Raw genomic sequence first — 25758 nt, 5'->3', positions numbered from 1 at the left:
CCTGCCTTCCGTTTCGGTGTTGAGGCAACCGTAGAACCTATTGCGGACAGGTTCGGTCCTTGATTCGCATCCACGGTGAAAAACGTCGGCTCGACCTACGCTCGGCGGCGTGGACCTCCCCGTGATGCCACCCGTGCGGCCGATGCTCGCCAAGGCCGTCCACTCGGTGCCGCGCGAGCCCGGCCTGGTGTTCGAGCCGAAGTGGGACGGCTTCCGCTGCGTCGTGTTCCGCGACGGCGCCGAGCTCGAACTCGGCTCGCGCAACGACCGGCCGCTGACCAGGTACTTCCCCGAGGTGGTCGAGGTGCTGGCGGCGGGCCTGCCGCCCCGGTGCGTGGTGGACGGCGAGATCGTCATCGTCACGCCCGAGGGGTTGAGCTTCGACCTGCTCCAGCTGCGGCTGCACCCGGCCGCGTCACGGGTGCGCAAGCTCGCCGTCGACACGCCCGCCGGGTTCGTCGCCTTCGACCTGCTCGCCCTGGACGACCGCGACCTCACCGGCACGCCGTTCGCGGAACGCCGCCGGCTGCTCGAAGGGGCGCTGCGCGACGTGCCGGGCCTGTACCTGACGCCCGCCACGGACGACCCGGACGTCGCCCAGGACTGGTTCACCCGGTTCGAGGGCGCCGGGTTCGACGGCGTGGTGGCCAAGCGCACCGACCTGCCGTACGAGCAGGACAAGCGGGTGATGTGGAAGGTGAAGCACGAGCGCACCGCCGACTGCGTGGTCGCCGGGTACCGGCCGCACAAGGACGGCGAGGGCGTCGGGTCGCTGCTGCTCGGGCTGTTCGACGACGCGGGCGCGCTGCACCACGTCGGCGTGGCCAGCAGCTTCACCGCCGCGCGGCGCCGTGAGCTGGTGGACGAGCTGGCGCCGTACCGGGAGCGCGCGCTGGACGGCCACCCGTGGGCGGAGTGGGCCGGCGTCGACGCGGCCACGCCCGGCGCGCAGAGCCGCTGGAACCCGACCAAGACGTTGACGTGGGAGCCGCTGCGACCGGAACTGGTGGTTGAGGTGCGGTACGAGCACCTGCAGGCGCGCCGGTTCCGGCACACGAGCAGGCTCGTCCGCTTCCGACCGGACCGCACGCCCGGGTCGTGCACCTACGCGCAGCTCGAAGAGGTCGCGCCGGCGGAGCTGATGGAGGTGTTCTCGCCGCCGGCGGGCCGGGAACGGCCTTAGCCCGTCGTCAGCGCCCGTGCGTTCAGGCCGTGGCCAGGAGGGCCATCCCGTCGGCCGTCAGGCGTGCCGGGCCCGACTGGGACGCGATGAGACCCGCGCGAGCCAGGCGCGGGCCGACGAACTGGTCGCAGCAGCCGATCCCGTCGACCAGCAACGTGCCGGCGGCGTACACGCAGCGGCCTTCCGCGACGGCGCGGAGCACGGCGCGGTCCCTGTGGGTGATGGGCGTGGTGGTCGTGGTCATGGCCGTCTCCTTCCGTGCGGGTGTCTCTACCCGTACGACGAAGGAGACTGCCGGGATTCGACACGTCCCGGGAGGAAGGCCGCGGTACCGGTCCCCACTCCGTCGACTCAGTCCTTCACCGCCTCGGCGGCCTGCCGGAAGGCGTCCACGAGCTGCGGCCACCGGCCCGCCCGGTCGCGGTTGATGGACAGCGGCGACGGGTGCGGGGCGTTGGACACCTTCAGCTTGTGGCCCCGGCCGGACAGGGTCCAGCCGGTGCCCGCGGGCCTGCCCAGCACGACGACGGCCTTGAGGCTCGTCAGCATCCGCAGCAGCTCCACCAGGTACGGCACCGCCGCCCGCAGCTCCGCGGGCGTCGGCGCGCGGTTCGACAGGTACCAGGGCACCACGTTCCAGTTCAGGCACACCCGCCGCGACAGCCCGGCCTCCGCCATCGCGGTGAACACGTTGGCGGCCGTCGGGTCGTCGTTGTCGAGGGAGTTGAAGCCGGAGCCGGTGGTCGACGCCGACGCCGGCCCCGGCGACTCCAGCAGCAGCAGGACCTTGGCGTTGACGCCGCCGCTCGCGGGGTCGAACAGCGGCACGTCGGCCTTGCGCTCGGTGGCGACGCGCCGGGCGAACTCCGTCAGCTTCGCCAGGTGCGGCGCGGTGAGGAGGGCCTTCTTCCGCGCGACGACCACGGGGTTGCGGTGTGCCCTCGGGGTGGAGGGGAAGACGTCCATGGTTGGCAAGCGTTCCGGCACGGACCTGGGCCGACCATCCGCCGTCCGGGGGGCGCCGCGATCTCAGCCGAAAGAGGTTCGGGGTCGGCGGGATCACGGGTCGGTCACCGCGGCGAGTTCCGCCGACTGCGCGGCGCGGGCGGCGGCGATCGACGCCGCCAGGTCGCGGGTCTCCGGGTCGCCGCCGCTGTCCTGCTCGCCGCGCGCCAGCAAGGCCGCCTGGTCGAGGTGCTCGCGGAGCTTCACGGCCAGCGTCGACGGGTCGAGGCGGATCGCGGCCAGGTCGGCCTCGGAGACCAGGCCCGGCATCTGGTGGCCGGCGTGCGGGTTCGCGTCCGGGAGGCCCGCGCGGTCGCGCAACCGCCGCAGGTGGCCGAGTTCCTCCTCGTGGGACGCGCGCAGGTCGGCCGCGAACGGGGCCAGTGCGGGTGGCGCGACGTCGAGGGCGGGCAGGAGCTGTTCGTTCATCGGGATCATCAGCTGGATCCACGCCGTGTCGGTCGGGTTGAACGGGGACGACGACGGTGGCGGCGGGGAAGCCGGCGACGGGGACGCGCAGGCGGCCAGGAGCAGCAGGGCGCCACCCCAGAGCGCCCGGAAGCGCCCCGGGGTGGCCGAGGACAACGTCACCGCGGCAACCGGTAGTCCGGCCCGAGGGCGGCGCCCCGGTGCGGCTTGTACTGGTCGTAACCGCGCGGGTCGCACTGGAGCCCGCCGTTGACGCAGTGGCTGACGAGAGCCTGCAGCGTGGGACCGTCCCACGCGTTCATGAAGTCGTAGTGCCAGGTGTAGCCGCGCCCGCTGGACAGCCGCACGCGCGACATGTCACCGGACACGGGGAACGCCATCTTGAACTCCAGCATCGGCACGGGCACCGGGTGCGTGGACGGGCACACCAGCGTGGCCCGGTCCGGGTACGCCATGTGCGACTTGTGGTCCGCCGAGTCGAGGTCCCGGCCGTTCCAGCAACTCGGCGCCTGGTACCGGACGTTGAGCTGGGTGCCCGGCGGGCAGTACGACGGGAAGTCCCAGTTGTGCGCGCTGTTTCCGCACTCCCAGCCCTCGACCGCGCCGGGCGCGGTGCGGAACTGGTCCTGCGTCGCGGTCGGGCTGCCGACCACGAACCGGATGCCGGCCGGGAACGACCGGACCTCCTGGTACTTCAGGATTCCGGACTTGTAGTAGATGACCTGGGGGAAGTTGGGCGGGACGATCTGGTCGCCGTTGTAGAGCGACGGGAACCAGTAGGCGGACTTGTCGTCGGGGGTCCGGCAGTTGGTCTGGCCGGCCTTGAGCGAGTCGTTGGTGCTGCGCGCGTCCGTGGAGTGGTTGCCCAGGAACGTGTGCATGTGGGACGCGCCGGGAAGTCCCGGGAACACGATCGGGTCGTCCGGGCGGTGCGTGGTGACCGAGCAGTTGGCCTGGAACTCGTGGTGCGTGACCAGTTCGTCGGCCTGGGCCGACTGGCTCGCTGCCGAGTGGACCGCGACCGTCAAGGCGGTCGCGAGGAGGCCGACCGCGACGGTGGCGGTCAGCGCGCGGAGTTTTCGGGACACCTTTGTCCTCCTGCCGACGTGGGAACGTGGCTGGGAGAGCGCTCTCCCACATGAGGCTGCCCGCTGCCCGCAACGGTGTCAATAGGCGGGACGTTGACAGATCCGTAGTCCGCTCGTAACACTTCGAGCCGGGTTGAGAGAGCGCTCTCCCGCACTTCGACCCGACAATCCGGCAGGAGACGCCATGTACCGCCTCCGATCCGCCAGCACGGTGTTGGCCGCACTTCTGGGGTTCGCCCTGCTCATGGGGCTCGTCGTGGTCCCGGGCACGGCGACCGCGGCTCCCGTGCTGCTCTCCCAGGGCAAGCCGGCCACGGCGTCCTCGACCGAAGGCGCGGGCACCCCCGCGTCGGCGGCCGTCGACGGCAACGCCGGCACGCGCTGGGCCAGCGCCTGGAGCGACCCGCAGTGGTTGCGCGTCGACCTGGGCGCCACCTCGACCCTGAGCCGGGTCGAACTGGACTGGGAAGCGGCGTACGCCACGTCGTTCCAGATCCAGGTCTCCGCCGACGGCACCACGTGGACCCCGGTCCACACCACCACCGCCGGCACCGGCGGCAGGCAGGGCTTCGACGTCACCGGCAGCGGCCGGTACGTCCGCGTGCACGGCACCCAGCGCGCCAACGGCTACGGCTACTCCCTGTGGGAGTTCCGCGTCTACGGCACCCGGGGCACCACTCCCCCGCCCGGCACCGGCGTGCACGTCACCGGCTCGCAGGGCAACTGGCAGCTCACCGTCGACGGGAAGCCGTGGACCGTGAAGGGCCTCACCTGGGGCCCGCCCGCCGCCGACGCGGCCCGGCACATGCCGGAGCTGAAGTCCATGGGCGTCAACACCCTGCGCACCTGGGGCACCGACGCCACCACCAAACCGCTCCTCGACGCGGCCGCGGCCAACGGCCTGCGCGTCATGACGGGCTTCTGGCTGCAGCCCGGCGGCGGCCCCGGCTCCGGCGGCTGCGTCAACTACGTCACCGACGCCGGCTACAAGTCGGACATGCTCAACACCATCCGCCAGTGGGTCACGGCCTACAAGGACCACCCCGGCGTGCTGATGTGGAACGTGGGCAACGAGTCGATCCTCGGCCTGCAGAACTGCTACTCCGGCACGGAGCTGGAGAACCAGCGCGTCGCGTACGCCAAGTACGTCAACGAGGCCGCGCTGGCCATCAAGGCCATCGACACCAACCACCCCGTGACCAACACGGACGCGTGGACCGGCGCGTGGGTCTACCTCAAGGCCCACACCCCCGCGCTCGACGTGTACTCGGTCAACTCCTACGGCAACGTCTGCAAGGTCCGCCAGGACTGGGTCGACGGCGGCTACACCAAGCCGTACATCCTCACCGAAGCCGGCCCGGCCGGCGAGTGGGAGGTGCCGAACGACGTCAACGGCGTGCCCAGCGAGCCCACCGACGTGCAGAAGCGCGACGGCTACACCCAGGCGTGGAACTGCATCACCGGGCACACCGGGGTGTCGTTCGGCGGCACGCTGTTCCACTACGGCACCGAGTACGACTTCGGCGCGGTGTGGTTCAACCTGACGCCGGCGGGCAAGAAGCGGCTGTCGTTCTACGCGGTGCAGAAGGCGTTCGGCGGCGCGACGCCCGCCAACACCCCGCCGGTCATCACCGCGATGAACCTGCCGACCAGCGTCCCGGCGGGCGCGCAGCTGACCATCGACGTGGCCGCGAGCGACCCGAACGGCGACGCGATCGCGTGGTCGGCGGCGTTCAACAGCAAGTACATCGACAACAGCGGCGGTCTCACCAACACGCCCGTGCAGGTCAACGGCAACCGGCTGACGGTGACCGCGCCCGACCGGCTCGGCGTGTGGAAGGTGTACGTGATCGCCGAGGACGGCCGCGGCAACATCGGCATCGAGACCAAGTCGGTCCGGGTCGTCGCGCCGCAGCCGGCGGGCGTCAACGTGGCGCTGAACAAGGCCGTCACGGCGTCGTCCTACCAGCAGGTGGGCGACGGGGCGCCGTTCCCGCCGTCGAACGCCGTGGACGGCAACGCGAGCTCGCGCTGGGCCACCGACTGGGCCGACCCGCAGTGGCTGCGCGTCGACCTGGGCGCGCCGACGACGTTCCACCACGTGCAGCTGGTGTGGGAGGGCGCGTACGGCCGGGCGTACGAGATCCAGGTGTCCGACGACGGGGTGAACTGGCGGGCGGTGCACGGCACCACGACCGGCAACGGCGGCGTCGACTTGATCGACGTCACCGCGACCGCCCGGTACGTGCGGCTGCACGCCACCCAGCGCGGCACGGGATGGGGTTACTCGCTCTACGAGTTCGGCGTCTACCGGCGCTGATGTGACATGCGGAGGGGCCGGGGGGATGAACTCCCCCCGGCCCCTCGGCCGTCCGGTCAGCTGCCCTTGACGCGGCGGATCGTGTCCCGGTACCACAGCGCGCTGCTCTTCGGCGTGCGGACCTGGGTCTCGTAGTCCACGTGCACGAGCCCGAACCGCTTGTCGTAGCCGTAGGACCACTCGAAGTTGTCCATCAGCGACCAGGCGAAGTACCCGCGGACGTCGGCGCCCGCCGTGCGCGCCTTGGCGACCGCCGCGATGTGCGACTCCAGGTACGCGGTGCGGTCGTCGTCCCGGACGAACCCGGACTCGTCGGCCTCGTCGTCGAACGCCGCGCCGTTCTCCGTGATGACCATCGGCACGCCGGGGTACTCCTCGGCGATCTGCACCAGGAGCTTCGTGAAGCCCTCGGGCACGATCTCCCAGTCCATCGCGGTCACCGGGCGGCCGAACGTCACGGTGCGGTCGATCGGGAGGCCGTCGGCGTCGTGCGTGTTGCCCGCCTCGTCCACGCCGGAGAACTTGTGGCTGGAGTAGTAGTTCACGCCCAGCACGTCGATCGGCTGCCGGATGACCTCCAGGTCGCCGGGCTCGACCGGGATCTCCACGCCGCGCGCGGCCAGGTCCGCCACCACGTCGGCCGGGTACTGGCCGCGCACCAGCGGGTCGAGGTAGATGCGGCGGGACAGGCCGTCCGCGCGGCGGGCGGCCTCGCGGTCGGCCTCGCTGTCGGTGGCCGGGCTGGCGTGGCTCATGTTGAGCGTGATGCCGAACTCGGTCGCGGGCGGGGCCGCGGCGCGCATCCGCCGCATCGCCAGGCCGTGCCCGAGGAGCAGGTGGTGCACGGCGTGGATGGCCGCGCCGAAGTCCTGCCTGCCGGGCGCCTGGCGGCCCTCGTAGTAGCCGAGCATCGCCGAGCACCACGGCTCGTTGAGCGTGGTCCAGGTGCGGACCCGGTCGGACAGCGCGTCGAACACCAGCATCGAGTAGTCCGCGAACCGGTAGGCGGTGTCGCGGGCGGGCCAGCCGCCCGCGTCCTCCAGCTCCTGCGGCAGGTCCCAGTGGTACAGCGTCACCCAGGGATCGATGCCCTGGCCGAGCAGCTCGTCCACCAGCCGGTCGTAGAACGCCATGCCGGGCGCGTTGACCGGGCCCTTGCCGCCCGGCTGCACGCGCGGCCAGGCGACGGAGAACCGGTAGGTGTCCACGCCGAGCGAGCGGATCAGCGCGACGTCCTCGGGCATCCGGTGGTAGTGGTCGCACGCGACGTCGCCGTTGTCGCCGTTGTGCACCATGCCCGGCGTGCGGCAGTACGTGTCCCAGATGGACGGTCCGCGCCCGTCCTCGTCGTGCGCCCCCTCGATCTGGTACGCCGAGGTCGCCACGCCCCAGCGGAACGAGGCGGGCAGGGTGCCGATCGCGGGGTCGAGCCCGACGGTCGGCGCCGTGGTGTCGGTCAAACTTTCCACTGGGGAAACTCCTCTGGAGGTTCGGAACCCGTCGTGGTGGACGGGTTCAGAGCCCGTTGTCGTGGACGGGGTGCAGCAAGCAGGCCACGGTGCGGTCGGGCCCCTCGTGGTCACGGGGGACGCCGAGCACCGGCACCTCCACACCGCAGCGCTCCATTGCGTGCGGACAACGTGGGTGGAACGCGCAGCCCGAGGGCATCGCGCGCAGGTCCGGTGGTGAGCCGGGGATGCCGGTCAGCTCGCGCTTCGGCCCGCGCAGGGCCGGGAACGAGTTCAGCAACCCGTGGCTGTAGGGGTGCAACGGGTTCCGGTACAGCTCGGCGGAGTTCGCCTCCTCGACGATCCGCCCGCCGTACATGATCGCGATCCGGTCGGAGAACTCGACCAGGAGGGACAGGTCGTGGGTGATGAACACGACCGAGAACCCGAGCCGTTCGCGCAGTTCCACGAGCTGGCGCAGGATCTGCCGCTGCACCACCACGTCGAGGGCGGTGGTCGGCTCGTCCATGATGACGACCTTCGGCTCCAGCGCGAGCGCCATGCCGATCATCACGCGCTGCCGCATGCCGCCGGACAGCTGGTGCGGGTAGCTGTCCAGCCGGTCGGCGGAGATGCCGACCAGGTTCAGCAGCTCGCGGGCCCGAGCCAGCCGGGCGGCTTTGCTGCCTCCGGGGTCGTGCGCCTGGATCACGTCGGTGAGCTGGGTGGAGATGCGGTGCACCGGGTTGAGCGAGTTCATCGCGCCCTGGAACACGATCGCGGTCTCCGCCCAGCGGAACTTCCGCAGCTCCGCGTGGGTCATCCGGAGCACGTCGACCGGGGCGCCGCCGTCGGTGTGGTACAGCACCTCGCCGCTCGTGATCACGCCCGGCGGCGGCAGGAGCCTGGTGAGGCCGTAGGCCAACGTCGACTTGCCGCTGCCGCTCTCGCCCGCGAGGCCGAGCACCTCGCCCCGGTGGAGGGTGAGGTCGACGTCGCGGATGGCGTGGACGGCCTCGTCACCCAGGCCGTAGTCCACGTTGAGGCCGCGGATCTCCAGCACCGCGTCGGTCACGGTGTCTCCCTTCCCTGCGCGGGCCCGGCTTTCGTGGCGAGCACCGGCGTGAAGCCGACGCGCATCCGGACCGTGTGGCCGTCGGCGGTCTTGACGTCGGTCTTGCCGCCGCCGCGCAGTCGCGGGCTGACGAACTCGTCGATGCCGAAGTTCACCAGCGACAGCGCGGTGCCCAGCAGCGCGATGGCCAGGCCCGCGGGCACGAACCACCACCACGCGCCCTGCCCGAGGGCCTGCTGGCTCTGGGCCCAGTACAGGACCGTGCCCCAGTTCCAGTCGCCGCCCGCGCCGATGCCGATGAACGCCAGCGTGATCTCCAGGGTCACCGCGAAGATGACCGTGCCGACGAAGCCGGACGCGATGACGGCGGTGAGGTTGGGCATGATCTCGAACAGGATGATCCGCCACGTCTTCTCACCGGTCGCGCGCGCGGCCTCGATGTAGTCGCGCCCGCGCAACGACAGCGTTTGCGCCCGCAGCACGCGGGCGCCCCAGGCCCACGAGGTCAGGCCGATGACCAGCGCGATGGTCATCGTCCCGGTCTCCGGCAGGGTGGACGTGATGATGATCATCAGCGGCAGCGCCGGGAGCACCAGGAACACGTTCGACAGCGCGGAGAGCACTTCGCTGCCGGCGCCGGCCAGGTAGCCGGACGTGACGCCGACCAGGATCGACAGGATCGTCGCCACGAGGCCCGCGACGAACCCGACGACCATGACGCTGCGCGTGCCGACCACGATCTGGCTGAAGATGTCCTGGCCGAGGTGGGTGGTGCCGAACCAGTGCGCGGCCGACGGCCCCTGGAGCAGGTCGTTGCTGCGCTCCGACGGGTTGTACGGCGCGATCCACGGCCCGATGATCGCGAGCAGGGTGAAGAAGCCCAGGACGACCAGACCGGTGGTCGCCTTGGGGTTGGCCACGAACCGCAGCCGGCGGCGCTTCACGGGCGCGGCGACCGGGGTCGCGGTCCCGGTGGTGGGTACGACGGTCACTGCTCAGCCCTCCCGTCGGGTGCGCGGGTCGAGCGCGAGGTAGGCCACGTCGGCGAGGAAGTTCGCCAGCAGCACGGACAGCGTGATGATGAGGAAGATGCCCTGCATGAGCGGGTAGTCCTTGGCGCCGACGGCCTGGAACAGCTGCAGACCGAGCCCCGGGTAGGAGAACACGATCTCCACCAGCAGCGTGCCGCCGACGATGAAGCCCAGCGACAGGGCGAACCCGGAGACGTTGGGCAGCAGCGCGTTGCGGGCCGCGTACGACAACATCACCCGCCGGTCGGACAGGCCCTTGGCGTGCGCGACGGTCACGTAGTCCTCCGAGGCCACCGTGACCATCATGTTGCGCATCGACAGGATCCAGCCCGCCATGGACGAGATCAGGATGGTGAACGCGGGCAGGAGGCCGTGCCGCAGCACGCTGCCGATGAACTGGGGGTCCGGGTTGGGCACCAGGCCGCCGTCGTAGGCGCCGGAGGCCGGGAAGAAGCTGTCCGGGCCGGTCAGCAGGGCGATCGCGATCAGGCCCAGCCAGAAGTACGGGATGGACGACACGAACGTGGTCACCGGGATCAGCGCGTCGGCCCACGAGCCTCGGCGCCAGCCGATGCCCGCGCCCAGCGCCGTGCCGATGACGAAGCCGAGCACGGTCGTGATGCCGACGAGCCCCAACGTCCACGGCAGGCCGTCGCCGAGGACCTGCGACACCGGCGACGGGAAGTGGGTGAACGACAGGCCGAGGTCGCCGCGGAACAGCTGACCGAGGTAGCTGAAGTACTGCTCGACCAGGCTCGCGTCCTTGTCGAGCCCGAACAGCACGTAGAGCGACTGCACGGCCTCGCTGGTCATCTGGCCGCGCGAGCGGGTGATCAGCGACTGCACCGGGTCGCCCGGGATGACGCGGGGGATGAAGAAGTTGATGGTGATCGCGGCCCACGCGGTGAACAGGTAGAACGCGATCCGCTTGAGGAGGTAGCTCACAGCACCTCCTCGGCGCCGGCGGCGGTCCTGTCGGACGTGACCCCCACGACTCGGAGCTTGATCTTGTCGCCTTCGGACAGGTCGTCGCCGTAGAGCCAGCACGCGGCGAAGTGGCCGCCGGCACCGCCGCCGTCGCCGTCGTCACCGATGGCGAACCGCGGCGGCACCTTCTCCGCGCAGACCTTCATCGCGTGCGGGCAGCGCGGGTTGAACCGGCAGCCGTCGGGGGGCTTGATCAGCGACGGCGGCTCGCCCGTGCCGCCGTCCTTCTCCTGCACGGCGGGCCGGTCGGGGTCCGGCGCGGAGTCGATGAGCAGCTGGGTGTACGGGTGGGCGGGTCGCTGGGTGACGGTCTCGCTGTCGCCGCCCTCGACCACGCGCCCGGCGTACATCACGAACGTCTCGTCGGCGAAGTAGCGGGCCGACGCGATGTCGTGCGTGATGTAGAGGATCGCGAGGTGCAAGCGCTCCTTGAGGTCGCGCAGCAGGTTCAGCACGCCGAGCCGGATGGAGACGTCCAGCATGGACACCGGCTCGTCGGCCAGCAGCACCTCCGGGTCGGCGCCCAGGGCGCGGGCGATCGCCACGCGCTGGCGCTGGCCGCCGGACAGCTCGTGCGGGAACTTGTCCACGTACCGCTCGGGTGGGGTGAGCTGCACGCGGGTGAGCAGGTTGGCCAGCGCCTCTTCCAGCTCCTGCGGCGTCCTGCCCGCGTTGCCGTGGATCTTCAACGCGCGGGTCAGGTGGTAGCGCACGGTGTGCACGGGGTTCAGCGAGGCGAACGGGTCCTGGAAGATCATCTGGACGCGCTTGCTGTACGCCCGGAAGCGCTTGCTGCCCTTGGTCCGCACCGGCTCGCCGTGCAGCCGGATGGAGCCGGAGGTCTGGGGGTAGAGCTGCGCCAGCAGCCGGGCCACCGTCGACTTGCCCGAGCCGGACTCGCCGACCAGCGCGGTGACCCGGCCGCGGTGCAGCCCGAGCGTCACGTCCTCGACCGCGCGCACCGAGCGCTGGGTCCGGGACAGCAGCTCTCGCCCGCGCTTGCGGACCGGGAAGTGCTTGGTCAGGCCGTCGGCCTCCAGGACCACCTCAGTGGTCCCGGAGGCCGACGGTGAAGTGCTCGTCGTCATGCGGCCGGCTTCAGGTGCATGACCACGTCGAGCGCGTTCTCCAGCGTGGGCTGGGCGGGCGCGTACGGGTTCTCCTTGTCCGGCCAGCCGACCCAGTTCTTCGTGCTGTACTGACCACCCGCGTTGGCGGCGGAGGTGATGGCCACCGGCATGTCCCGCACGTGGATCTGCTGGATCTTGTGCAGGGCCGCGTTGCGGGCGGCGTCGTCGGCGGCGTTGGCGTACTCGTTGAGCAGCGCGGTCGCCTCGGGGTTCTCGTAACGGCCGTAGTTGCCGTTGATGCCGCCCTCGCCGATCGGCTTGTACAGCGCGCCGTTCATGATGTTCTCGTAGATGTCGTACGGCGTCGGACCGTTGTTGGTCCAGTGCAGCGCGGCCTGGAAGTCACCGGTGTCGAGCGCCTTGCTCCACGCGTCGGCGTTCGGCAGGTCGACCGTGGCCTCGATGCCGATCTTGGACACGTTGTCCTTGATGATCTCCAGGTTCGTCACGTAGTCCGACCAGCCGGACGGCACGGTCATCTTCAGCGTGACCGGCTTGCCCGACGGGTCGAGCAGCTTGTCGCCCTGGAGGGTGAAGCCGGCGGCGGCCAGCTCCTTCTTCGCGCCCTCGACGTCGACCGTGACGACCTCGTCCTTGAACTCGGGCGCGATGTAGGAGTCGCCGGCGGGCGTCGGGATGCCGGTGATGTTGTCGACCTTCGGGTAGAAGTACCCGGCCTCGCCCTGGGTGAAGATGTCGTCGCGGTTGATCACCATGTTGACCGCCCGGCGCAGGGCCGGGTTGTCCCACGGCGCGACCTTGGTGTTGAACCACAGGCCGTGGATGCCGAGCACCGGCGGGAAGTAGAGCTTGTGGTGCGCCGGGTCCTTCGAGGTGTAGACGGCCTCGTAGTTCGGGATGAACACGAAGCTCCACTCGGCCGCGCCGGTCGCCAGCGCGGTGGTCTGCGCGTTGTTGTCGCTGTAGGAGGTGTAGCGGACCTCCTTGACCTTCGGCAGCTCCTGCCAGTACGAGTCGCGGACGGCCAGCGTGACGGTCTGCGACGTGAAGGTCTTCAGCGTGTACGGGCCGCTGCCGACCGGGGTCTTGACCGGGTCCGTGCTCGGGTTGGCGATCGTCGACCAGATGTGCTTGGGCACGATCAGCTGCTCGAAGATCTTCTTCTGGTTGACGAACTGCGAGCGGGGGAAGCCGACCTCGACCTTGTTCCCGGACGTGGTGATCGCGTCGTAGGGCACGGAGTCGACGTTCAGGCCGGGGTTCTTCTTCAGCAGCTCGAAGGTGAACGCCACGTCCTCGGCGGTCAGCGGCTTGCCGTCGGACCACGTCGCGCCGTCGCGGATGGTCAGGCTCAGCTTGCTGTAGTTGTCCGACCACGCCCACTCGGTGGCCAGCCACGGCTTGGGCTTCTCCGTGGGGTTGGTCTCGTTGACCATCGCCAGCGGCTCGAAGATCAGCCGGCGGTAGCCGAGCGAGCTGGCCGCGGACGTGTTCAGGAACGGGTTGTTGTTCTCGGTCTGCGGACCGTTGGGCATGCCGACGTTCAGCACGCCGCCGGTGCCGCCGCTGTTCGCGCCGGGGTTCGTGGCCGAGCAGGCGGCCGAGAACAGCAGTGCTGCCGCGACGGCGAGGACGGACGTTCGCCTGAGTCGCATGGGTTCTCCTTGTCGGGCGGGGGGGAAGTGCGAGCGCTCGTGGTGCGGGCCGCGGGTGCCATCGCGGCTGGGACGCTGCTCGCGTCCTCGTGTCGTTGCAGACTCAACCCCGGTGAGCCAAGTCACGTCAATAACGACCAGGTTACAAACTTAGTCTAATTTTAAGTCGCAAACTAAGGTGGGCCCGTGGCTCCGAAGCGCACCACCGTCCGCGACCTGCGTCGGCAGAACCGATCGACGCTGCTGTCGACGCTGTTCTTCGACGGTCCGCTGAGCAGGCACGAGCTGTCCCGGCTGTCCGGCCTGTCGGCCGCCACCGTGTCCAACGTGACCGGTGAGCTGGTGGACGACGGGCTCGTCGTGGAAGCCGGTTCCGTGGACTCCGACGGCGGCCGGCCGCGCGTGCTGCTGCGCGTCAACCCGGCGTTCGGGCACGTCGTGGGCGTGGACGTCGGCGAGACCGGCATCAAGGTCGAGCTGTTCGACCTGTCCCTGGCGCAACTGGCCGCGTTCGACCACGCGTTGTCGCCGTCCTCGCCCGCCGACGTGGCGGCGCTGATCGCCTCCTCGGTCCGCGACGTCGTCGCCGCGGCCGGGGTGCCGGGGTCAACCGTGCTCGGCGTCGGCATCGGCGTGCCCGGCACGGTGGAGCAGGTCCCGACCGTCGACGGCACCGGGCACGCCGTCGTGCACGCGCCCACCATCGGGTGGGACGGCGTGCCGCTGACCGAGCTGATCACCTCCGCGTCCGGCGACGCGTGGCCGCTGTACGTCGAGAACGGCGCCAAGACGCAGGGTCAGGCCGAGATGTGGTTCGGCGCGGGGCGGGGCGCCCGGCACGTGGTCGTGGCGCTCATCGGGTCGGGTGTCGGCGCGGCCGTCGTGACCGACGGCGGCGTCTACCGGGGTGCGACCAGTTCGGCCGGCGAGTGGGGGCACACCACCATCGTGTACGGCGGGCGACCGTGCCGCTGCGGCGCGCTCGGCTGCCTGGAGGCGTACGTGGGGGCCGAGGGCATCCTCGACCGCTACCGCAAGGCCCGCGGCCGGGACCTGACCGGCGCGGACGAGCAGTCCAGCGTCGACGCGCTGATCGCCGCCGCGCCGCGCTCCAAGACCGCCGCCCGCGTGCTGGAGGAGACCGCGGGGTACCTGGGCGCCGGGATCGCGAACCTGGTGAACCTGTTCAACCCCGAGCGGATCGTGCTGGGCGGCTGGGCCGGGCTCGCGCTGGGCGCGCACCAGCTGGACCGGATCGTCGCGGCCACCCGCGCGCACGCGCTGCGCCACCCGTACGAGCAGATCTCGATCGAGCTGGGACGCCTCGGCCCGGACGCCGTCGCGGTCGGCGCCGCCACCCTCCCGGTGGCCGCCCTCCTCGACCGCGCCGCCGACCCCCGCAAGCCGGCGATCCGCGCCGACATCGCCTGACCGTTCCCCCGGCGTCACCCGACCGCCGTCACCTCACCGCCCGCCCCACCGCCCGTCACCCCGCCGTTCGCCCCGGCGTCACCCGACCGATCCCGGCGGGTTGACAGCGCGGGCGGTTGGCCTGAGGCTGGCACGGAGAGCGCTCTCCGACCAAAGGGGCACCGGTGGACGACGTTGACCTGGACCTCCTGGTCGGCAAGGTGGACGTGGCGCGCAAGGCCCGGCTGCTGACCGGCGCGACGGCCTGGCGGACGCACGACGAGCCGGACCTCGGCCTGCGGTCGATCGTCGTGTCCGACGGCCCGATCGGGGTGCGCGGCCAGGGGTGGGACGAGCGCAGCACGTCGCTGGCGCTGCCCTCCCCCACCGCCCTGGCCGCCACCTGGGACGTCGAGCTGGTCGCGCGGCTGGGCGGCCTGCTCGCCGCCGAGGCCCGCCGCAAGGGCGTCGACGTGCTGCTGGCCCCGACCCTGAACCTGCACCGCTCGCCGTTCGCGGGACGGCACTTCGAGTGCTACTCGGAGGACCCGGTGCTGACGGCCCGCATCGGCGCGGCCTACATCCGGGGCGTGCAGGGCGGCGGGGTGGCCGCGACGGCCAAGCACTACGTCGCCAACGACTCCGAGACCGAGCGCATGACGCTGGACGCCCGCGTCGCCGACCGCGTCCTGCACGAGCTGTACCTGGTGCCGTTCGAGGCCGCCGTCGAGGCCGGGGTGTGGGTGGTGATGTCCGCCTACAACGCGGTCAACGGGACCACCATGTCCGAGAACCCGCTGCTCGACGAGCCGCTGAAGGGCTCCTGGGGCTTCGACGGGCTGGTCGTGTCCGACTGGGGCGCGGTGCGCTCGACGGTGGCGTCCGGCCGGGCCGCCCAGGACCTCGCCATGCCCGGTCCGGAGAGCCCGTGGAACGCCCTCGCCGACGCCGTCGACAACGGCGAGGTGCCGGAGAGCGCGCTGGACGACAAGGTTCGCCGGCTGCTCCGCCTGGCCGGGCGGGTCGGCGCGCTGAACGGCGCCACGCCGTCGCGGCCCGAGGTCGACGCGCCGCTCGACCTGCTGCGCGAGGCGGTGGCGGCGAGCACCGTGCTGCTCCGCAACGACGGCGCCCTTCCGCTGTCCCCCGGCGCGAAGGTCGCCGTCCTCGGCCCCAACGCGGCCACCGCCCGCATCCAGGGCGGTGGCAGCGCGGGCGTCTACCCCGAGTCCGTGGTGTCGTTCCTCGACGGGCTGGCGGAGGTCGCGGACGTCGTGCACACGGCCGGCGTCCGGCTCGCGGACCGGCCCGCGCCGCTCACCACCGGCAACTCCCGCCACCCGCACGACGACGTGCCCGGCGTGCTGGTCCGGCTCCTCGACGCCGACGGCGCGGAGCTGTCCGCCGAGCACCGGCTCCTCGGCCGCGTGCTGGAGGTGCCGCTGGTCGACGGCGCGCGCACGGTGGAGGTCAGCGGGCGGCTGGCGGTGGACGCGACGGGCGACTGGCGGATCTCCGTCGCCGGGTTCGGCCGCCTCACGCTCGACGTGGCCGGCGCGCGGGTCGTGGACGAGGACGTGCCGCTCGACACCGACGACCCGGCGGTCATCCACCTCACCCCGCCATACCGGCACGCCACCGTGCACCTCGACGCGGGCACGACGGTGGACCTCCTGGCCCGCCGCGAGCTGCGCGCGGACACCGGGACGGCCACCGTGCTGGCCGCCGACCCGCCCCGGCTGAGCGAGGACGACGAGCTCGCGCTGGCGGTGGAGCTGGCCCGCGCGAGCGACGTCGCCGTGGTCGTGGTCGGCACCACGGACGAGATCGAGAGCGAGGGCTTCGACCGCACGTCCCTGGCCCTGCCCGGCCGGCAGGACGAGCTGGTGCGCGCGGTCCGGGCGGTGAACGACCGGACGGTGGTCGTGGTCAACTCCGGCGGGCCGGTCGAGCTGCCGTGGCGGGACGAGGTGGCGGCGGTGCTGCTGACCTGGTTCCCCGGCCAGGAGGCCGGGCACGGGCTGGCCGACGTGCTGTTCGGCTTCCGCGAGCCCGGCGGGCGGCTGCCGACGACGTGGGCCGCCGCCGGGGCCGACCTGCCGGTGTCGGACGTGACGCCGCGGGACGGCGTGCTGCGCTACGACGAGGGCCTGCACGTCGGCTACCGCGCCTGGCGCCGCTCCGGCGCCGAGCCGGCCTACTGGTTCGGGCACGGCCTCGGGTACACGACGTGGGCGTACGAGGAGGCCGTGGCGACGGCCGGCGGCGTCCGGGTGCGGGTGCGCAACACCGGCGGGCGGGTCGGGCGCGAGGTCGTGCAGGTGTACGTGACGCGGCCGGGCAGCGCGGTGGAACGGCCCGAGCGCTGGCTGGGCGGGTGGGCCGCGGTGTCGGCGGCGGCGGGCGAGGCGGTCGAGGTGGACGTCGAGGTGCCCGAGCGGGCGTACCGGCACTGGACGCCGGAGGGGTGGGCGGTCGAGCCGGGCGGGTTCACCCTGCTGGTGGGCCCGTCCGCGGGCGACACGCCGCTCACTCTCGGAGAGCGCTCTCCACACGTGGCAGAATAGGCGCATGAGCAGACCGCCGACGGCCCCGCCGACGTTGGAGGACGTGGCGCGGGTCGCCGGCGTGTCCCGCGCCACCGTCTCGCGGGTCGTCAACGGCACCCGCAACGTCGACCACAAGATCCAGGAGGTCGTGCGGGCCGCGATCGACAAGACCGGGTACGCGCCCAACCGCGCGGCCCGATCGCTGGTGACGAAGCGGGCCGGGACGATCGCGCTGGTGGTGTCCGGCGCGGGCGACCCCGGCGAGGAGGACGCGTTCGCGGCCCGCGTGTTCGCGGACCCGTTCTTCGGCCGGGTGGCCAGCGGGGTGCTCGGGTTCCTGCGCACCCGCAACGTGCACCCGGTGCTGATGGTGGCCGACACGGAACGGGCGCGCGAGGACGTCATGGGGTTCCTGCGGCAGGGCAGCGCGGACGGCGCGCTGCTCGTCTCGACCCACGCCGAGGACCCGCTGCCCGCCCGGCTGGTGGAGGCGGAGCTGCCCGCGGTGCTGTTCGCGCGGCCCGCCCGGCCGGTGCCGATCAGCTACGTCGACCTCGACCACCAGGCGGGGGCGAAGCTCGCCGCCGACCGGCTGGTGGGGGCGGGACGCACCCAGGTCGCCACGGTGACCGGCCCGCTGGACGTGCCCGCGTCGCAGGACCGGCTGACCGGGTTCCGGGACGCGATGGCGCGGCACGGCTTCCCGTACGTCCCGATCGCCGAGGGCGGGTTCACGTCGGCCAGCGGCGAGGCCGCGACCGAGCGGCTGCTGGCCGAGCACCCCGGCATCGACGGCCTGTTCGCGGCGAACGACCTGATGGCGCAGGGCGCGTTGCTGGTGCTGCAGAAGCACGGCAGGCGGGTGCCGGAGGACGTGGCCGTGGTGGGCTTCGACGACAGCAACCCGGCGCTGGTGTGCCGGCCGCGGCTGACCACCGTGCGCCAACCGGTCGAGGACATGGCCGCCGAGATGGCCCGCCTGCTGCTGACCCACGTGGACCAGCCCGGCCTGCCGCCGAAGTCGGTCATCTTCGACCCGGCGCTGGTGGTGCGGGAATCCGGTTGAGGCGTCGTTGACGTCGTCGTGACGTGAGCGTTACGCTCCGAGAGAGCGCTCTCTCAGCGCCTCCGGTGCCACGGAGGCATTGCTCCGGGCCATCTTCCGCCCCTTACCTCGTCAGGTAGGACCATGAGCTCTCCCCGCTCCCGTTCCCGCGTGCTGACCGCGGCGCTGGCCCTCGGGCTCGCCGCCGCGCTCAGCCCCGTGATCACCCAATCCGCCCAGGCCGCCGAGTGCGGCACCGCCAACGCCGCGCTGAACCGGCCGGCCACCGCGTCGTCCGTCGAGAACGGCGGCACGCCCGCCGCCGCGGCGGTCGACGGCAACGCCGGCACCCGCTGGTCCAGCGCGTTCGCCGACCCGCAGTGGCTCCAGGTCGACCTCGGCTCCACGCAGCAGGTCTGCCGCGTGTCGCTGACCTGGGAGACCGCCTACGGGCGCGCGTTCCAGATCCAGTTGTCCGACAACGGTTCCACGTGGCAGAACGTCTACTCCACCACCACCGGCACCGGCGGCGTGCAGAACCTGACCGTGGCGGGCTCCGGCCGTTACCTGCGGGTGTACGGCACGGCGCGCGCCACCGGCTACGGCTACTCGTTGTGGGAGCTGGCGGTCAACACCGAGACGGGAGGCACCACAATCCCGCCGACCGACCCGCGCAACCCGGACTTCGGTCCGAACGTGTTCGTGTACGGGCCCGGATCGTCCCAGTCGGACATGCAGGCCCGGCTCGACGCCATCGCCACCCAGATGAAGACCAACCAGTTCGGCAGCGAGCGGTACGCGGTGCTGTTCAAGCCGGGCTCCTACAACGCCGACGTGAACCTGCGGTTCTACACCCAGGTCGCCGGTCTCGGCCTGCACCCGGACGACGTGAACATCAACGGCCACATCCGCGTCGAGGCGGACTGGTTGCAGCAGGGCGACAACCCGAACAACCTCGGCAACGCGACGCAGAACTTCTGGCGCGGCGCGGAGAACATGTCCGTCACCCTGCCGGCCAACCAGATCGAGCGGTGGGCGGTGTCGCAGGCGGCGGCGTACCGGCGCATGCACCTGCGCGGCCAGATCCACCTGTGGAACGGCGGCGACGGCTGGGCGTCCGGCGGCCTCATCGTGGACAGCAAGATCGACGGCGTGGCCGTGTCCGGTTCGCAGCAGCAGTTCCTGACCCGCAACAGCAACCTCGCCGGCGGCTGGAGCGGCTCGGTGTGGAACATGGTGTTCGTCGGCTCGCCCGGCGCGCCCGCGCAGCACTTCCCGAACCCGTCGCACACCACCGTCGACACCAGCCCGGTCGTGCGCGAGAAGCCGTTCCTGTACTTCGACAACACCGGCGAGTACAAGGTGTTCGTCCCCGCGCTGCGGCAGAACGCCCGCGGCACGAGCTGGGAGAGCGGCGCGCCCGCCGGGCAGTCCATCTCCCTGGCCGACTTCTTCATCGTCAAGCCCGGCACGCCGGTGGCGACGACGAACGCGGCGCTGGCGCAGGGCAAGCACCTCCTGCTCACGCCGGGTGTGCACCGCTTGAACGACACGATCAACGTGACACGGCCGAACACCGTCGTGCTGGGCATGGGTCTCGCGACCCTGTCGCCCGACACCGGCAAGCCCGCGATGGCCGTGTCCGATGTGGACGGTGTGAAGCTGGCCGGGTTCCTCGTGGACGCCGGTGTGCAGAACTCCCCCGTGCTGCTCCAGGTCGGTCCGACCACCTCGTCGGCGTCGCACGCGGCGAACCCGACCTCGCTGCACGACGTGTACCTGCGCGTGGGCGGTTCCCAGGCGGGCAAGGCCACGGTGTCACTGGAGATCAACAGCGACAACGTGATCGTCGACCACACGTGGGTGTGGCGGGCCGACCACGGCACGAGCCCCACCGGCTGGAACGTCAACACCGGCCGCAACGGCGTCGTCGTCAACGGTGACAACGTGACGGCGTACGGGTTGTTCGTCGAGCACTACCAGCAGTACAACACGCTGTGGAACGGCAACGGCGGCCGCACGTACTTCTACCAGAACGAGCTGCCGTACGACCCGCCGAACCAGGCCGCGTGGATGAACGGCTCGCAGCTGGGCTGGGCCGGGTACAAGGTGGCCGACCACGTCACCACGCACGAGGGCTGGGGCATGGGCGTGTACGCCTTCAACCAGGCCGACCCGAGCATCCGGACCGCGAACGGCTTCGAGGTGCCCAACCGGTCGGGCGTGCGGCTGCACGACCTGGTCACGGTGTCGCTCGGCGGTGTCGGCACGATCGACAACGTCGTGAACGGCATCGGTGGCGCGGCGAACATGGCCACCCAGCAGCGGTACGTGGTCAACTACCCGTGATCGCTGGAAAGTGACCGCTGGAGGGTGACCTCCGTCCCGCGTTGACGAACCGCCCCGCCGTGGCCCCCTTAATCACGGCGGGGCGGTTCCGCTGATCGGCGCGGGACAGGCAGAACGGGTGGCACTCGGGGTCGAGGAGGACGGGGACGTGTGCGCGGCGGTGTGGGTGAGGCCAACCTGACGGCCACCCGCCCGCGCGGTCAGCCGGCGAGCCGGAGGGTGGCTTCCACGAACGCGCGCACCACCGGGTTGGCGTTGTCCGGCACCCACGCCACGGCGACGCGCAGCGGCTCGATGTCGGTGATCGGCCGCCACGCCAGGTCGGGGTGCGCGTAGTACGTCGCCATCGACTCGGGCCCGATGCACACCGCCGCCCCGGTCGCCACGTGCTCCAGCATCTCCTCGACGTTGTCGTTCTCCGGCCCCCAGACGGGCTCGCGGCCGTCCGGCCTCGGGCTGACCGCCCACCAGTCCACCCACGCCTTGGGCGCCTTCCTGGTCCACATCAGCGGCTCGTCGCGCAGGTCTCCGATGCCGACCTCGGGACGCGCCGTCAGCGGGTGCTCGCGGGCCAGGGCGACGTACCGCCGCTCGGTCGCCACGATCCGGGACCGCAGGCCGTCGGTGTCGGCGGGCAGCCAGACGAACGCCACGTCGGCCAACCCCTGCCGCAGCGCGTCCGGCTCGCCGCCCCAGTCGAACCTCTTCGGCTCGATCGTCACCTCGGGCCGCTCCTCGGCGAACGCCGCCCGCGCCCGCCGGGCCACCGTCCCGCCGCCGGACGCGACGAACCCGACCCGCAGCACGTTCGCCTCGGCCGCCGCCGCGGACCGCACCACGCGGACCGTCTCCTGCCAGTGGTCGAGCGCTTGACGTGCCAGCGGCAGCATCCGGCCGCCCGCCGCGGTCAGCCGGATGTCCCGTCCCGTCCGGACGAACAGCTCGACGCCGAGGTCCTCCTCCAGCCGCCGGACCTGCCTGCTCAGCACGGGCTGGGACACGTACAGGTCGCGGGCCGCCCTGGTGAAGCTCAACCGGTCCGCCACGGCCACGAAGTACCGCAGCACCCTGGTGTCCACGTCGAGAGGACTCATGCCCAAAGGGTATGGGCACGGGTATTGGACCCGGCGCGGGCGCCGCTGGTTGGGTGGTCGGGCCGGTCGAAGCGTGACGAGAAGAGGACATGCGGTGTCGCAGGACCACCCCAACGTCGAGTTGATCCGCCGGTTCTACCAGGCCTACGGGTCCGGTGACCTGGCGGCGTTGAAGGCGGTCTTCGCCGAGGACATCCGGTGGACGATCCCCGGGCACCACCCCCTGTCGGGCACCAAGGCAGGCGCCGACGAGGTGGTCGCGTTCTTCGGCGAGCTGGCCAAGGCCGGCTTCAAGGCGGAGCCGATCTTCCTGGCCGCGGACGGCGACTGGGTCGTCGACCTGCACCGCGGCTGGAGCACGAACCCGGAGGGCCTGGACATCACCTGGGCGCTGGCGTTCCGCGTCGCCGACGGCCGGATCGCCGAGGCGATCAACTTCGCGGCGGACCAGCACGCGGCCGACGCGTACTTCTGGCGGAAGTACGAGCTGGCCGCCGTGCCGGACCGCCTGAAGCAGGACTAGCGGGCGACGCCTACGCGCCCACCGGGCGCCGTTCCCGTTGCGGCGCCCGGTAAGCGCGGTCCCACAGCGCCTCCACGGGGCCGCGCTCGAACCGCCGCATCCACCAGGACGCGCCGAGCAGGAGCAACGCCGACACCAGGAACCACAGGCCGACGGCGAGCCACGCGCCGAGGTGTTCCCCGCGCCGCGCCAGGTCGAGGCCCCACTGGTAGCACAGCGCGGACGCGATCACGTTCTGGCCGATGTAGCAGCTCAACGCCGACCGGCCGACCGCGGCGACGCCGCCGCGCAGGAACCCCGGCTCCGGCCGCATCCGGTGCACCAGCGCGGTGATCCCGCCGAGCAGCCCGAACGCGACCAGCGGCGCGACCACGTACCGGTCCACGGCGAACCAGTTCGGCCCGGCGAGCGTCGTCAGGACGTTCAGCGGCACGCCGACCCCGAGGCCCCACACCATGAGCCGGCGCTGAACCTTGGCGCCACGCGGCGAGTTCTCCAGCGCCCCGGCCCTCAGCAGCCGGGCGCCCGCCAGGAACAGCACGGCGCTCAGCGGCAGGACGAAGAACCCCTCGGCGCGGAACAGGGCGAACAGCTCGATCCGCGACTCCACCTGCCCCCACCAGCTCGCCGTGCTCACCGTGAGCCCCGGACCGCTGACCTGCGCCTGACCGGCGAGCAACCCGAGCGTGAGCACGCCGACGAGGAACAGGTGCACCGCGCCGAACGCCACCAGCCACGCCCGGATGACGCGAGGACCGCGGCCCACCAGGTAGGCGACCACCACCGACACCACCGCGTAGAACATCAGCACGTCGAACTCGAAGATCAGCACGTAGTGGACCAGGCCCTCGACCATGAGCAGCGCGGAGCGCCACAGGTACCAGCCGGGCCACTTCCGGCCGCGGCGCACCGCGGAGTCGTGCTGGATCGCCAGGCCGATGCCGAACAGGATCGAGAGCAGGCCCAGGAACTTGCCGTTGCTGATCATGCGCAGCAGCGCGTCGCCGCTGTCGCCGAAATCGGCGAGGAACCCCGCCGGCCCTCCCGGGTGCGTGAAAGCCCAGACGTTCGTCCCGAACGTGCCCAGGATCGCCACCCCGCGCAGCACGTCCAACGCCGCGATGCGTCCGCCCATGTCCCCCTCCACGGATCACTTGCGGAACCGACGGTAGGGCGGCGGGCGGCGGCGGCACGTCGGCCGTTGGTCGGGCCGCGCGTCGCACCTTCGGAGGACGGCGCTACCGGCGCCGGTTGGCGGCCTGGCGGGCGAGCGCGCTCGCGCCGAGGATGAGGATGATCGCGGTCAGGCCCCAGCGGCGTTGGTCGCGGACGGTGTTGTCGACGCTCTCCGCCCGCGTCGCCCGGCGTTCCGGCATGTCGAGGTCGGCCGCGGACGGGATCGCCGCCGACGGCGGCAGGGGCGGCGACTGCCCCGGTGGCGGGGGTCGCACCGGCGGTGGCGGCGGTGGCGGGACCACCGGCTGTGGTGGCGGCGGCAGGGCCACCGGCGGGGGTGGCGGCGGCGGGGTGGGTCGCGGCGTGGTCGTGGTGGTGCGCGCGGGCGGTGGTGTGGTCGTGGTGACGGGCGGGACCGGCCGCGTGGTGGTGGTGCCGGGCGGGACCGGCCGCGTGGTGGTGGTGCCGGGCGTGGTCGTCCGCGGTGGGATGGTGGTGGGAGCCGGCGTCGTCGTTCGCGGCGGCGTCGTGGTCGTGGGTGCCGGCGTGGTCGTGGTGGTGCCCGGCGGCTTCGTGGTCGGCGGGGTCGTGGTCGGAGCCGTGGTCGTCGGCGGCGTCGTCGTGGTGGTCGTCGGCGGCGTGGTGGTGGTCGGTGTCGGTGTGGGGGTAGGTGTCGGGGTCGGGGTGGGAGTCGGCGTTGGGGTGGGAGTGGGCGTGGGGACGGTCGGCAGGCAGCCGGACGAGTCGATGGTGTGCAGCGGCGGCCGGGACGAGACCTCGGTGACCACGCCGGAACCGTCCATCGCCACCCGCCACAGCGTGCTGCGACCACCGTGCTGGTTGTTGGTGGCGTAGAGCGCGCCCTCCGGGCTGAACGTCACCGCGCCGTACCCGCTCCCACCGGGCAGCCTCCCCACGCCGGGCGCCCGCCGCACCTCGCCGGTGCGCGGGTCGATGGAGACCACGACACCGGGCCCGTGCTCGTGCGTGGCCACGCCGTACAGGAGGCCGTCGGCCGGGTTGACGTCGAAGTCGTCCACGGTCAGGCCGTGCCACGGGCGCAGCAGCACCTTGCGCAGCACGTGCCCGTACAGGGGGCTCTCGGGGTTGATGTCGACCGTGTGCAGCCAAGGCCCGGCCCGCACCACCAGCCGCTCCCCCACCACCACGCCCGCCGTCGCGTTCCGGAGCAGGTGCGACGGGCGGCTCGGCGTGCCGACGAGGCGGCCCGACCGGTCGAGCGCGACGAGCCTGCCGCGGTCGTCCAGGCCGTACACGAGGTCCTGCTCGGCGGAGTAGCCGATGGCGTTCAGCCGCACGTCCAGCTCGCGCAGGGGGGTCGTCGCGCCGGACGGGTACCGGACCTCGTAGACGGTCGACGGACCGCGGTGATCGGCCTCCACCTGGAGGGTCGTGCACACGACCTGGGCGAGCTCCTCGATCATCCGAACCGCTCGACGGCGGCCTCGAAGGCCTCCGGGCTCACGTCGGCGCCACCGCCGAACGGGTTCTGCAGCTGGTACGTGGCGTACAGCAGCAGCGTGACGGTGGCGGCGAACGTGGCGACGATGAGGACGTGGGTGCGGATGCGCGGGCCGCCGAACAGCAGCGGCAGGCAGACGGCCAGCACGCTGCCCGCGATGAGCACGAACCACACCACCGTGTTGACGCCGCTGCCCGCCGCGTCCAGCCGCGCCTGCCGGGCCTCGTAGACCTTCCACAGCTGGTTCGCGGCCTCGGTCTTGCGCTCGACCTGCCACTGGTCGGACGCGGGCGTGCGCGCCACCACCTGGCGCAGCTCGTTGAGCTGGGACCAGCCGTCCGACTCGAAGTCGGTGCCGGCCCGCATGCCCGGCCACTCGTCGTTGATGACGGTGAGGGCGTACTCGCGGGAGAGCTGCCGCACCTCCTGGCCCGCCTCCGGGGACAGCGCCTCGCTCGCCCACGTCGCGGCCACCAGGCCGTCCGCCTCGCGGTACGCCGCGTCACCGGCCTGGGTCACCGCGTCGAACAGGGCGATCAGCACGAACGCCACCAGGACCGCGTGCAGGCCGCCCACCAGCGTGAACACCTGGCCGGCGGCCTCGTTGTTGGCGGTCCTGCCCTCCAGCTCGCCGTACTTGCGGATCACGTAGGCGAGGACGGCGGCGATGACCGCCGCGCCGCCGACCCACAGCAGACCTGTGAGGTAGACGCTCATCAATGCCCTTCCACCACTCGGACCGAATTCCACAGATCCGCGAAATCCACGGTACGAAACTAGTGATGGGAGTTGACCGGGGAGAAGATGATTCATCCGT

Annotated in this window: 21 protein-coding genes; 7 read left to right on the top strand and 14 right to left on the bottom strand. The window is 71.9% G+C overall.

Going from position 1 to position 25758, the window contains the following annotated elements:
* Window positions 1-109 precede the first annotated feature (109 nt).
* On the top strand, window positions 110-1183 hold the full coding sequence (locus tag ACRAKH_RS10930; RefSeq protein ID WP_380723930.1) for an ATP-dependent DNA ligase: 1074 nt from the start codon (window positions 110-112) through the stop codon (window positions 1181-1183).
* Window positions 1184-1205: 22 nt separating this feature from the next.
* On the opposite strand, the gene ACRAKH_RS10925 is transcribed toward ACRAKH_RS10930, so the two are convergent.
* The 4 genes from ACRAKH_RS10925 to ACRAKH_RS10910 form a co-directional block, all read right to left on the bottom strand.
* Window positions 1206-1427, bottom strand: a complete 222-nt coding sequence (locus tag ACRAKH_RS10925) for a hypothetical protein (RefSeq protein WP_380723931.1) — start codon at window positions 1425-1427, stop codon at window positions 1206-1208.
* Between the two features lie 107 nt (window positions 1428-1534).
* Entirely contained in the window at window positions 1535-2149 is a 615-nt protein-coding gene (locus tag ACRAKH_RS10920; protein ID WP_380723932.1) for a uracil-DNA glycosylase, read from the bottom strand.
* A 93-nt stretch (window positions 2150-2242) separates the two neighbouring features.
* A complete protein-coding gene (locus ACRAKH_RS10915; protein WP_380723933.1) occupies window positions 2243-2779 on the bottom strand; it encodes a DUF305 domain-containing protein in 537 nt (178 codons plus the stop codon).
* Window positions 2776-3705 carry a DUF1996 domain-containing protein gene (locus ACRAKH_RS10910; protein ID WP_380723934.1) on the bottom strand — a complete coding sequence of 310 codons (930 nt, stop codon included), beginning with the start codon at window positions 3703-3705 and terminating at the stop codon, window positions 2776-2778. The genes ACRAKH_RS10915 and ACRAKH_RS10910 overlap by 4 nt, the downstream gene beginning before the upstream one ends.
* Before the next feature lie 184 nt (window positions 3706-3889).
* Between ACRAKH_RS10910 and ACRAKH_RS10905 the strand changes: the two genes are divergently transcribed.
* The gene (locus tag ACRAKH_RS10905; RefSeq protein ID WP_380723935.1) at window positions 3890-6025 is read left to right on the top strand and encodes a discoidin domain-containing protein; all 2136 of its coding nucleotides are present in this window, start codon (window positions 3890-3892) and stop codon (window positions 6023-6025) included.
* Between the two features lie 56 nt (window positions 6026-6081).
* Here ACRAKH_RS10905 and ACRAKH_RS10900 read toward each other — a convergent pair whose 3' ends face one another.
* The 6 genes from ACRAKH_RS10900 to ACRAKH_RS10875 are packed head-to-tail and all read right to left on the bottom strand — an operon-like array spanning window position 6082 to window position 13312.
* Entirely contained in the window at window positions 6082-7485 is a 1404-nt protein-coding gene (locus ACRAKH_RS10900; RefSeq protein ID WP_380723950.1) for a GH1 family beta-glucosidase, read from the bottom strand.
* Between the two features lie 55 nt (window positions 7486-7540).
* Complete coding sequence (locus ACRAKH_RS10895; protein ID WP_380723936.1) at window positions 7541-8548, bottom strand: ABC transporter ATP-binding protein; 1008 nt, start codon at window positions 8546-8548, stop codon at window positions 7541-7543.
* Window positions 8545-9540 carry an ABC transporter permease gene (locus ACRAKH_RS10890; protein WP_380723937.1) on the bottom strand — a complete coding sequence of 332 codons (996 nt, stop codon included), beginning with the start codon at window positions 9538-9540 and terminating at the stop codon, window positions 8545-8547. Before ACRAKH_RS10890 ends, ACRAKH_RS10895 begins: the two co-directional genes overlap by 4 nt.
* Before the next feature lie 3 nt (window positions 9541-9543).
* A complete protein-coding gene (locus tag ACRAKH_RS10885) occupies window positions 9544-10524 on the bottom strand; it encodes an ABC transporter permease (RefSeq protein ID WP_380723938.1) in 981 nt (326 codons plus the stop codon).
* Window positions 10521-11654, bottom strand: a complete 1134-nt coding sequence (locus tag ACRAKH_RS10880) for an ABC transporter ATP-binding protein (RefSeq protein WP_380723939.1) — start codon at window positions 11652-11654, stop codon at window positions 10521-10523. The genes ACRAKH_RS10885 and ACRAKH_RS10880 overlap by 4 nt, the downstream gene beginning before the upstream one ends.
* Window positions 11651-13312, bottom strand: a complete 1662-nt coding sequence (locus tag ACRAKH_RS10875) for an ABC transporter substrate-binding protein (protein ID WP_380723940.1) — start codon at window positions 13310-13312, stop codon at window positions 11651-11653. Before ACRAKH_RS10875 ends, ACRAKH_RS10880 begins: the two co-directional genes overlap by 4 nt.
* A 186-nt stretch (window positions 13313-13498) precedes the next feature.
* On the opposite strand from ACRAKH_RS10875, the gene ACRAKH_RS10870 reads away from it, so the two are divergent.
* From ACRAKH_RS10870 to ACRAKH_RS10855, 4 genes are all read left to right on the top strand, one after another.
* Window positions 13499-14743, top strand: coding sequence for an ROK family transcriptional regulator (locus ACRAKH_RS10870; protein ID WP_380723941.1), 1245 nt, complete (start codon window positions 13499-13501; stop codon window positions 14741-14743).
* A 164-nt stretch (window positions 14744-14907) separates the two neighbouring features.
* On the top strand, window positions 14908-17289 hold the full coding sequence (locus ACRAKH_RS10865; RefSeq protein WP_380723942.1) for a glycoside hydrolase family 3 C-terminal domain-containing protein: 2382 nt from the start codon (window positions 14908-14910) through the stop codon (window positions 17287-17289).
* 4 nt (window positions 17290-17293) lie between these two features.
* Entirely contained in the window at window positions 17294-18337 is a 1044-nt protein-coding gene (locus ACRAKH_RS10860) for a LacI family DNA-binding transcriptional regulator (protein ID WP_380723943.1), read from the top strand.
* Between the two features lie 123 nt (window positions 18338-18460).
* Complete coding sequence (locus ACRAKH_RS10855) at window positions 18461-20665, top strand: discoidin domain-containing protein (protein WP_380723944.1); 2205 nt, start codon at window positions 18461-18463, stop codon at window positions 20663-20665.
* 200 nt (window positions 20666-20865) lie between these two features.
* Here ACRAKH_RS10855 and ACRAKH_RS10850 read toward each other — a convergent pair whose 3' ends face one another.
* Window positions 20866-21759, bottom strand: coding sequence for a LysR family transcriptional regulator (locus tag ACRAKH_RS10850; RefSeq protein ID WP_380723945.1), 894 nt, complete (start codon window positions 21757-21759; stop codon window positions 20866-20868).
* A 94-nt stretch (window positions 21760-21853) separates the two neighbouring features.
* Here ACRAKH_RS10850 and ACRAKH_RS10845 point away from each other — a divergent pair, with 94 nt between their 5' ends.
* Window positions 21854-22282, top strand: coding sequence for a nuclear transport factor 2 family protein (locus ACRAKH_RS10845; RefSeq protein ID WP_380723946.1), 429 nt, complete (start codon window positions 21854-21856; stop codon window positions 22280-22282).
* A 10-nt stretch (window positions 22283-22292) separates the two neighbouring features.
* Here the strand turns inward: ACRAKH_RS10845 and ACRAKH_RS10840 are convergent, their stop codons facing one another.
* The 3 genes from ACRAKH_RS10840 to ACRAKH_RS10830 all read right to left on the bottom strand — a co-directional run bounded on the left by ACRAKH_RS10840 (window position 22293) and on the right by ACRAKH_RS10830 (window position 25658).
* Entirely contained in the window at window positions 22293-23417 is a 1125-nt protein-coding gene (locus tag ACRAKH_RS10840) for a DUF418 domain-containing protein (RefSeq protein WP_380723947.1), read from the bottom strand.
* Between the two features lie 103 nt (window positions 23418-23520).
* A complete protein-coding gene (locus tag ACRAKH_RS10835; RefSeq protein ID WP_447009786.1) occupies window positions 23521-24903 on the bottom strand; it encodes a hypothetical protein in 1383 nt (460 codons plus the stop codon).
* The gene (locus ACRAKH_RS10830; protein ID WP_380726792.1) at window positions 24900-25658 is read right to left on the bottom strand and encodes a bestrophin-like domain; all 759 of its coding nucleotides are present in this window, start codon (window positions 25656-25658) and stop codon (window positions 24900-24902) included. The genes ACRAKH_RS10835 and ACRAKH_RS10830 overlap by 4 nt, the downstream gene beginning before the upstream one ends.
* Window positions 25659-25758: the final 100 nt, after the last annotated feature.

The organism is Saccharothrix hoggarensis (assembly GCF_052936025.1).
The sequence above is the reverse complement of the archived record's forward strand: the minus strand, read 5'-3'. Positions and strand labels throughout refer to the sequence as shown.

What these genes read in the sequence shown, in the direction of transcription:
- ACRAKH_RS10835 (WP_447009786.1), bottom strand. Translation starts at nt 24,903, where the DNA reads ATGATCGAGGAGCTCGCCCAGGTCGTGTGCACGACCCTCCAGGTGGAG.
- ACRAKH_RS10830 (WP_380726792.1), bottom strand. Translation starts at nt 25,658, where the DNA reads ATGAGCGTCTACCTCACAGGTCTGCTGTGGGTCGGCGGCGCGGCGGTC.
- ACRAKH_RS10905 (WP_380723935.1), top strand. Translation starts at nt 3,890, where the DNA reads ATGTACCGCCTCCGATCCGCCAGCACGGTGTTGGCCGCACTTCTGGGG.
- ACRAKH_RS10840 (WP_380723947.1), bottom strand. Translation starts at nt 23,417, where the DNA reads ATGGGCGGACGCATCGCGGCGTTGGACGTGCTGCGCGGGGTGGCGATC.
- ACRAKH_RS10880 (WP_380723939.1), bottom strand. Translation starts at nt 11,654, where the DNA reads ATGACGACGAGCACTTCACCGTCGGCCTCCGGGACCACTGAGGTGGTC.
- ACRAKH_RS10855 (WP_380723944.1), top strand. Translation starts at nt 18,461, where the DNA reads ATGAGCTCTCCCCGCTCCCGTTCCCGCGTGCTGACCGCGGCGCTGGCC.
- ACRAKH_RS10925 (WP_380723931.1), bottom strand. Translation starts at nt 1,427, where the DNA reads ATGACCACGACCACCACGCCCATCACCCACAGGGACCGCGCCGTGCTC.
- ACRAKH_RS10850 (WP_380723945.1), bottom strand. Translation starts at nt 21,759, where the DNA reads ATGAGTCCTCTCGACGTGGACACCAGGGTGCTGCGGTACTTCGTGGCC.
- ACRAKH_RS10920 (WP_380723932.1), bottom strand. Translation starts at nt 2,149, where the DNA reads ATGGACGTCTTCCCCTCCACCCCGAGGGCACACCGCAACCCCGTGGTC.
- ACRAKH_RS10875 (WP_380723940.1), bottom strand. Translation starts at nt 13,312, where the DNA reads ATGCGACTCAGGCGAACGTCCGTCCTCGCCGTCGCGGCAGCACTGCTG.
- ACRAKH_RS10860 (WP_380723943.1), top strand. Translation starts at nt 17,294, where the DNA reads ATGAGCAGACCGCCGACGGCCCCGCCGACGTTGGAGGACGTGGCGCGG.